The sequence below is a fragment of the Streptomyces sp. MB09-02B genome, assembly GCF_033794485.1.
Taxonomy (GTDB): domain Bacteria; phylum Actinomycetota; class Actinomycetes; order Streptomycetales; family Streptomycetaceae; genus Streptomyces.
On sequence record NZ_JARGEE010000613.1, the window covers coordinates 1 to 4,059 of the forward strand.

The window sequence follows — 4,059 nt, forward strand, 5'->3', positions numbered from 1 at the left end:
GGGCGGGGCTGGGCGGGGCTGGGTTCCGCTGCTCGGCGGTTACGAGGTGCCGCCTGCGCCCACCCTCCCCCACTCTCGGCTTCGCTCGAGCGGGAGGTGCCCCCATCGCCCCAGCGGCACGATTGCCAGCAGTCGGAGGGCTCAGCTGTGAGGGTCGTGAAGGACCAGTGGGCGGCCGCGAGGGTCGCCTCCGCGAAACCCACCGCGTGCTCCCGCCGGTAGGGGGAGGGGGCGTGGTCCAGCGCTGGGTGTCCGGGTCCTGCGTCGCCCGCGTACACCGCGTCCGTGTCGCGCCGGTCCACGGTGCGCAGCAGCAGGCGTTCGGTGGTCAGGGTGACGGGGGCCACCGGGCGATTCTGCTCGGCGGAGCGGAAAGGGCGCCACGTACATCGCGGCGGCACACGCCGTGAAGGCGTGGTCACGATTCGCGCATTTCGTGCGTGGAACGCGGCACCATCCGCGACGCCTGCCCGTTGTCCTGGTAGCTGTCACTGTCAGACCTCCCGGTACGGCGGGGTCCTCGCTTACGATGGCCGTTGCTCAAGCTGTGATTGAAAACTGCCAACTGTCATTGAAACCGACCGTCCCAGGCCCGACCGGCAAGGAGACAAACCCCCGTGTCCGTCCTCTCGAAGATCATGCGTGCAGGCGAAGGCAAAATCCTGCGCAAGCTGCACCGCATCGCGGACCAGGTCAACTCCATCGAAGAGGACTTCGTCGACCTCTCCGACGCCGAGCTGCGCGCACTCACCGAGGAGTACAAGCAGCGGTACGCCGACGGTGAGACCCTCGACGACCTGCTCCCCGAGGCGTTCGCCACCGTCCGCGAGGGCGCCAAGCGCGCTCTCGGCCAGCGCCACTACGACGTGCAGATCATGGGCGGCGCCGCCCTCCACCTCGGCTACGTCGCCGAGATGAAGACCGGTGAGGGCAAGACCCTCGTCGGCACGCTGCCCGCGTATCTGAACGCGCTGGCGGGCAAGGGCGTGCACCTGATCACGGTCAACGACTACCTGGCCGAGCGCGACTCCGAGATGATGGGCCGCGTCCACAAGTTCCTGGGTCTGAGCGTCGGCTGCATCCTCGCCAACATGACGCCCGCCCAGCGCCGCGAGCAGTACAACTGCGACATCACCTACGGCACGAACAACGAGTTCGGCTTCGACTACCTCCGCGACAACATGGCGTGGTCCAAGGACGAGCTCGTCCAGCGCGGCCACAACTTCGCGATCGTCGACGAGGTCGACTCCATCCTCGTCGACGAGGCCCGTACGCCGCTGATCATCTCCGGCCCGGCCGACCAGGCGACCAAGTGGTACGGCGACTTCGCCAAGCTGGTCACGCGCCTGAAGAGGGGCGAGCCCGGCAACCAGCTCAAGGGCATCGAGGAGACCGGCGACTACGAGGTCGACGAGAAGAAGCGCACCGTCGCCATCCACGAGTCCGGTGTCTCCAAGGTCGAGGACTGGCTGGGCATCGACAACCTCTACGAGTCGGTGAACACGCCGCTGGTGGGCTACCTGAACAACGCCATCAAGGCCAAGGAGCTCTTCAAGAAGGACAAGGACTACGTCGTCATGGACGGCGAAGTCATGATCGTCGACGAGCACACCGGCCGTATCCTCGCCGGCCGCCGCTACAACGAGGGCATGCACCAGGCGATCGAGGCGAAGGAAGGGGTGGACATCAAGGACGAGAACCAGACGCTCGCCACGATCACCCTGCAGAACTTCTTCCGCCTCTACAAGCGCCACGACCACAACGGCAAGGAAGAGCCCGGCCTCTGCGGCATGACCGGTACGGCGATGACCGAGGCCGCCGAGTTCCACCAGATCTACAAGCTCGGCGTGGTGCCGATCCCGACGAACCGGCCGATGGTCCGCAAGGACCAGTCCGACCTGATCTACCGCACCGAGGTCGCGAAGTTCGAGGCGGTCGTCGACGACATCGTCGAGAAGCACGAGAAGGGCCAGCCGATCCTCGTCGGTACGACGTCGGTCGAGAAGTCCGAGTACCTCTCGCAGCAGCTGAGCAAGCGCGGTGTGCAGCACGAGGTGCTCAACGCCAAGCAGCACGACCGGGAGGCGACGATCGTCGCCCAGGCCGGCCGCAAGGGCGCCGTCACCGTCGCCACGAACATGGCCGGCCGTGGTACGGACATCAAGCTCGGCGGCAACCCCGACGACCTCGCCGAGGCGGAGCTGCGGCAGCGCGGCCTCGACCCCGAGGAGCACATCGAGGAGTGGGCCCACGCCCTGCCCGAGGCCCTCGCGAAGGCCGAGGAAGCGGTCAAGGCGGAGTTCGAGGAGGTCAAGGACCTCGGCGGGCTCTACGTCCTCGGCACCGAGCGGCACGAGTCGCGCCGCATCGACAACCAGCTGCGCGGTCGTTCCGGCCGTCAGGGCGACCCGGGCGAGTCCCGCTTCTACCTGTCGCTCGGCGACGACCTGATGCGTCTGTTCAAGGCCCAGATGGTCGAGCGCGTGATGTCCATGGCGAACGTGCCGGACGACGTGCCGATCGAGAACAAGATGGTCACCCGCGCGATCGCCTCCGCCCAGTCGCAGGTCGAGCAGCAGAACTTCGAGACCCGGAAGAACGTCCTCAAGTACGACGAGGTCCTCAACCGGCAGCGCGAGGTCATCTACGGCGAGCGTCGCCGCGTCCTGGAGGGCGAGGACCTGCAGGAGCAGATCCAGCACTTCATGGACGACACCATCGACGCCTACATCCAGGCCGAGACGGCCGAGGGCTTCGCCGAGGAGTGGGACCTGGACCGGCTGTGGGGCGCCTTCAAGCAGCTCTACCCGGTGAAGGTCACCGTCGAGGAGCTGGAGGAGGCCGCCGGGGACCGGGCCGGGCTGACCGCCGAGTTCATCGCCGAGTCCATCAAGGACGACATCACCGAGCAGTACCAGGCACGTGAGGCGCAGCTCGGCTCCGAGATCATGCGTGAGCTGGAGCGCCGCGTGGTGCTGTCGGTGCTGGACCGCAAGTGGCGTGAGCACCTCTACGAGATGGACTACCTCCAGGAGGGCATCGGCCTGCGCGCGATGGCGCAGAAGGACCCGCTGGTCGAGTACCAGCGTGAGGGCTTCGACATGTTCACCGCCATGATGGAGGGCATCAAGGAGGAGTCCGTCGGCTACCTGTTCAACCTGGAGGTCCAGGTCGAGCAGCAGGTCGAGGAGGTCCCGGTCGAGGACGCGAAGCCGTCCCTCGACAAGAGCGACGCGGTGCCGGCGCAGGCGGGTGCGTCGCGGCCGGAGATCCGGGCGAAGGGACTGGAGGCGCCGCAGCGGCGTGACCGTCTGCACTTCTCCGCGCCCACCGTCGACGGCGAGGGCGGCATCGTCGAGGGCGACCTGCCCGAGGACGAGCCGATCCGCTCCGAGGCCGACGGCCTCACCCGCGCGGAGCGCCGCAAGCAGCAGGGGAAGACGAGCCGCCGCCGCAAGAAGTGAGGGTTCGCGTTCGCGTTCGCTCCGGGAGGGGCGGGTGCGCGCCGCGAGGGCGTTCCTCGTGGGGCGAGCGGTGAGCAGCAGGCCGTGAGGCAGTGAAGGGCCGGGCATATTCGGGTGCCTGGCCCTTCGTGTGTCTCGGCCTGGGGTGCGCGGGCGAGGGCGGTTGTGGCTGCGGTCGGCCCTCGCTGTGGCTTTCGAGGGCGCGGCTGTGGTGGGGCCCGGCCGTGGTGGGGCCGGCCGGGGCTCAGTCGTCGTGTGGGGCGGGGAGCCTCGGCCCGTCGAGTTCCACCGCCGTGCAGCGCCAGCGGTGGTCAGGGCCGTGTTCCAGGCGGAAGGCCATGGCGCGGACGCGCTCGCCCGCGCCGATCCGGGCGAAGACCTCCAGGGCGCCCGGGGCCGCCACGTAGTAGCCGATGTCCCGGACGACGGGGCGGGTGCCGTGAGAGCAGCGCAGGGGGCCGCGTTCGGCGAGCCAGGCCAGTTCGTCGTAGGCCCGTCCCGCGGTGTGGCGCAGCATGCTGTGGACCGGGCGGCGACCGCTGAGTACGGCGAGGAGGAGGTCGGCGAAGCGGTCGGTGGGGCGGGGCTGGGGGAC

The 4,059-nt window shown here is 68.7% G+C and carries 2 protein-coding genes and 1 pseudogene; 1 reads left to right on the forward strand and 2 read right to left on the reverse strand.

The window, feature by feature from the left end; all coding sequences use genetic code 11:
• Window positions 1–188: 188 nt before the first annotated feature.
• Window positions 189–347 (reverse strand): annotated as a pseudogene (locus P1P70_RS41670) (GNAT family N-acetyltransferase); the annotation flags it as partial.
• A 270-nt stretch (window positions 348–617) separates the two neighbouring features.
• Between P1P70_RS41670 and secA the strand changes: the two are divergent.
• Window positions 618–3,464 (forward strand): preprotein translocase subunit SecA, encoded by a 2,847-nt coding sequence (secA, locus tag P1P70_RS41675; protein WP_319247262.1) that lies wholly within the window; start codon window positions 618–620, stop codon window positions 3,462–3,464.
• Window positions 3,465–3,708: 244 nt separating this feature from the next.
• On the opposite strand, the gene P1P70_RS41680 is transcribed toward secA, so the two are convergent.
• The coding region (locus P1P70_RS41680) for an Rv3235 family protein (RefSeq protein ID WP_319247264.1) at window positions 3,709–4,059 on the reverse strand (351 nt) is incomplete at its 5' end.